The sequence below is a fragment of the Mameliella sp. AT18 genome (assembly GCF_028807275.1).
GTDB lineage: Bacteria > Pseudomonadota > Alphaproteobacteria > Rhodobacterales > Rhodobacteraceae > Antarctobacter > Antarctobacter albus.
The window spans coordinates 1-4,147 of the sequence record NZ_JARAMO010000160.1 but is presented as its reverse complement, the minus strand read 5'-3'; the positions used below and the strand labels follow the sequence as shown (position 1 = coordinate 4,147).

Annotated in this window: 4 protein-coding genes; all 4 read right to left on the bottom strand. The window is 66.6% G+C overall.

Annotated features, from left to right (window positions below):
• Window positions 1–1,494 (bottom strand): TRAP transporter permease (locus PVW46_RS14590; RefSeq protein ID WP_274576379.1); only part of this gene is annotated, 1,494 nt, incomplete at its 3' end.
• Entirely contained in the window at window positions 1,491–2,378 is an 888-nt protein-coding gene (locus PVW46_RS14585) for an amidohydrolase family protein (protein ID WP_274576378.1), read from the bottom strand. The genes PVW46_RS14585 and PVW46_RS14590, both read right to left, overlap by 4 nt.
• On the bottom strand, window positions 2,375–3,442 hold the full coding sequence (locus PVW46_RS14580; protein WP_069211674.1) for a 4-oxalomesaconate tautomerase: 1,068 nt from the start codon (window positions 3,440–3,442) through the stop codon (window positions 2,375–2,377). The genes PVW46_RS14585 and PVW46_RS14580 overlap by 4 nt, the downstream gene beginning before the upstream one ends.
• A complete protein-coding gene (locus PVW46_RS14575) occupies window positions 3,435–4,106 on the bottom strand; it encodes a 4-carboxy-4-hydroxy-2-oxoadipate aldolase/oxaloacetate decarboxylase (RefSeq protein ID WP_069211673.1) in 672 nt (223 codons plus the stop codon). The genes PVW46_RS14580 and PVW46_RS14575 overlap by 8 nt, the downstream gene beginning before the upstream one ends.
• Between the last annotated feature and the right edge of the window lie 41 nt (window positions 4,107–4,147).

The window sequence follows — 4,147 nt, the reverse complement described above, 5'->3', positions numbered from 1 at the left end:
GATCATCGACATCATGCCGAAGTAGAGAATGAACAGATGCGCCGCGATCTGGTCGATCCCCGCCTCGACCAGCGAGGGCGCCACCAGCGCTGCCAGCAGGACATAGACACCGGAGGTCGGCATCCCCATGCCCAGCACGATGCAGATCACCGCCGAGATACCCAGCAGCAGCACGACATTCGCCCCCACCGCATCCACCAGCACCAGGGTCAACGCAAAGCCCAGACCGGTGATGTTCAGTATGCCGATGACAAACCCCGCCGCCGCCACGACCAGGATCAGGTCCACCATGCCGGTTCCGGTCTCGACGAATGTCTTCCCAAGCGTCTTCAGCGTCAAACGCTGGCCGCGATAGCTGCGCAGGAAACTGACGACAACGATGGCCAGTGCCGAAAGCAGCGCGGAATCCGCCGGGTCCATCCGCAGCCAGAACAGGGCACCCAGCAGCACACCAAAGGGAATGACGAAATGCCAGCCCTCGCGCAGGACCTGCCGCACGGTCAGCCCGTCCACGTCCGAGGGCGCGATCCGATCCCGTCCGGCGATCAGGTCCACCTGTAGGAAGACGCTGAAGTAATACAGCGCCGCGGGCAACAAGGCGGCGCCGGCCACGGTGAAATAGGAAATGTCCAGGAACTCGGCCATCAGGAAGGCCGCCGCGCCCATGATCGGCGGCGTCAACTGTCCCCCGGTCGAGGCCACCGCCTCGATCGCGCCAGCGTCGCGCTTGGTATAGCCGCCGCGCTGCATCAACGGGATGGTCACGACGCCGGTCGTGACGACGTTGGACACCGCAGACCCGGAGATCGAGCCGAAGAGCGCCGAGCCCACGACCGAGATCTTGGCACTGCCCCCGCGCGACCGCCCCGTGGCCGCCATCGCGAGATCGGTGAAAAAGGCCCCGCCCCCGGCGGCGAACAACAGCTTGCCGAAAAAAACGAAGAGCAGAACGATGATCGTCCCCACCGCAAGCGGCGTGGAAAACACAGCGTTCGGATCGAAACCCACGTATTGCACCAGCCGCACCGGCGAAAGCTCCTTGCCGATGAGCCGCCCGGGCACCTTGTCCGCGAACAGGGCGTAGACCAGGAAAACACCGACGATCCCGAACAGCATCCAGCCCGCGCGCCGCCGCACGCCCTCCATCACCGCGATCACGACGACGGTTCCGACCAGCGTGATTTGCCAGGGCCGGTAGGGCTGTTCCCGCAGCAGCCAGACGAAATCCCAGGCGGCGTACATCAGCACGCCAAAGGCAATCAGGGCGATCCCGCCGTCGATCCAGCCCGTGCGATCCTTTTCCTGTCCGCGAAAGTCGAAATTCAGGTAGGCGATGGTCAGCGCCAGCCCCAGTTGCAGCGCCATGTACTGTTGCGTCAGAATCGCCACGCCCAGCCGTGTGGGCGCCTCGATATTCCACAGGATGCAGGCCACGACCATCGTCGTCGCCAGCACCGCCACCAGGGGCGCACGGATGTCCGTTGCAGGCATCATGCCTCTTCCGGCCAGTAAAGCCGCATCGGGTTGTCCACCAGCAAGCGCTGCCGCACGTCTGCCGTGACCGCGATCCGCGGGATCACGTCGACCAGCGCCCCGTCGTCGGGCACATGGCTTTTCATGTTGGGATGCGGCCAGTCGGTGCCCCAGAGCACCCGGTCCGGGAACCTCTCGACCAGCGCCCGGGCAAAGGGCTCCACATCGTCATAGGGCGGCCCCGCAACGGTCAGCCGTTCGGGACAGGAGACCTTGACCCAGTACCGCGTATCCTCGGCGAGGAACTCCATGAAGGCGCGAAAGCCCACGCCTTCGACGCCCTCTGTGACATCGGGCCGCCCCATGTGATCGACAACGACGATCCCCGGCAGGCGCCGCACCAGCGGCGCCACCTCTGCAAGGTCCTGCCCCTCGAAATAGACGACGATATGCCAGCCCAGCCGCGCGACCTTGGCGGCGATCCGTTCAAAGACCTCGTGTGGTGTCGCGTCGACCAGCCGCTTGACGAAGTTGAACCGCACGCCGCGCACACCGGCCGCGTGCAGCGCCTGCAATTCCGCGTCATCGACGTCGGCGCCCACGATGGCGATACCCCGCGCCAGACCGTCCGATGCCTCCAGCGCGTCGACAAGCGCCGCGTTGTCCTTGCCATGACAGCTGGCCTGCACGATCACGTTGCGCGCGAACCCCAGGAAATCGCGCAGCTCGAACAGCTTTTCCTTAGGCGCATCGCAGGGCGTGTATTTCCGCTCTGGCGCGTAGGGAAACACCGCGCCGGGGCCAAAGACATGACAATGTGCGTCCACGGCCCCCTCGGGCGGGTGATAGTCCGGCTTTCTCGGCGACGGGTGAAACGGCAGATAGCCTGGTGTCATCTCGCTCATGCCTCAACCTCCTTGGGAAAGACAATGCCATCCATCAGCTTGCGTGCGGTGCGCAGCACCTCGGCGCGCGTCACCTCGCCACCCTCAAGGTGCCCGACCACGGTCATCTCGCCGGTTGGGTGTTCCACTGACAACGGCTTGGGATTGCCCCGTGGCAAGACGGCAAGGTCATGGCCCACGGCCCCCACGGTCAGGCAGGCAGTGGCCACGCTGACAGCCCCCAGCACCCCGATCGCCTTGTGACAGCGATGCGGGATGAAGGTCCGCGTCGCGATCGCACCGCCCGCGCGCGGCGCGCTGACCAGCGTCATCTTGGGCACGGATTTCTCCGTCACGTCGCCGAGGTTCATGATCGGTCCCGCCGCCAGGCGGATCGCCTCCAGCCGGCTGCGCAGGGTCTCATCCGCCTCCAGAACCTCCGGCGTCTCGTCGCCCGCGATCCCCAGGTCCGAAGCCCGCAGCATGACACAGGGCATGCCGTTGTCGATCAAAGTCACCTCGACACCGTCGATGACATCCACCACCTGTCCGCTGGGAAAGAGCGCCCCGCAACTGGACCCGGCGGTATCGCGAAAGGCGATCGGCACCGGCGCCGCCCGCCCCGGAACCCCGTCGATGCGTGCATCCCCCGCATAGGCGACACGCCCGCCCGGCGTCGCCACCCGCGCCACCGCCACCTGGCCCGTGTTCTCCATCCAGATCGTCACCGGGGTTTCCGCGCCCCGCACGGGCACCAGCCCACGTTCGATGGCGAAAGGGCCGACACCGGCCAGGATATTGCCGCAATTCTGCGCATCCGTGACCAGCGCCCGATCCACGAAGACCTGCAGGAACAGGTAATCCACGTCGACCCCCTCGCGTTCCGAGGGCCGAAGCACTGCGACCTTCGAGGTCAGCGTATCACCCCCGCCCATGCCATCGATCTGCCGCGGATCGGGAGAGCCCATGATCCCCAGCAACACCGCGTCCCGCGCCGCTTCGGCCCGGGGCAGGTCCGAGGCCAGGAAGTACCCGCCCTTCGACGTGCCGCCGCGCATCCACATGACCGGCAGGCCCTCAGACATATTTCAACCCCTTGTCGGCCAGCCGCCCGCGCATGTCGTAGATGTCCAGCCCCAACTCACCCGCGGCCAACCGCTGCCGCTTGGCCTCTTCCGCGTCCAGCCGCGCCTGCGCCTTTTCCATGACCGCCGCCGCCTCGGCGCGCGGCACGACGCAGACGCCGTCATCGTCGGCCACCACCACGTCGCCCGGATTGACCAGCGCGCCCGCGCAGACCACCGGCACGTTCACGCTGCCCGGAGTCTCCTTGACCGTGCCTTGGGCCGAGACCGCCGTGGACCAGACGTGAAAGCCCATCTGACGCAGGTCGCGCGTGTCCCGCACGCCCGCGTCGATCACCAGCGCCCGGCACCCCCGCGCCATCGCGCTTGTCGCCAGGAGGTCACCGAAATACCCCATGTCGCAGGGGGCGGTCGGGGCCAGCACCAGAATATCGCCGTCCCGCAACTGCTCGATGGCCACATGCACCATCCAGTTGTCGCCCGGCGGCGCGCTGATTGTCACCGCCGACCCGGCGAGCCCCATGTCCTGCTGAATGGGCCGCATGGCAGAGGACATCAGTCCGCGCCGCCCCATCGCCTCGTGTACCGTGGCGACCCCCGCCGCCCCCAACCGCGCGATCAGCTCCGGCTCACACCGCTCGACATTCTGCACAACGACACCCATGACGCGCGCCTCCCTGTTTCTTCTTGGTCAAAATACCCCAA

Excerpts from the sequence above, each read along its gene's own strand:
- PVW46_RS14585 (WP_274576378.1), bottom strand. The coding sequence starts at position 2,378 with ATGAGCGAGATGACACCAGGCTATCTGCCGTTTCACCCGTCGCCGAGA.
- PVW46_RS14580 (WP_069211674.1), bottom strand. The coding sequence starts at position 3,442 with ATGTCTGAGGGCCTGCCGGTCATGTGGATGCGCGGCGGCACGTCGAAG.
- PVW46_RS14575 (WP_069211673.1), bottom strand. The coding sequence starts at position 4,106 with ATGGGTGTCGTTGTGCAGAATGTCGAGCGGTGTGAGCCGGAGCTGATC.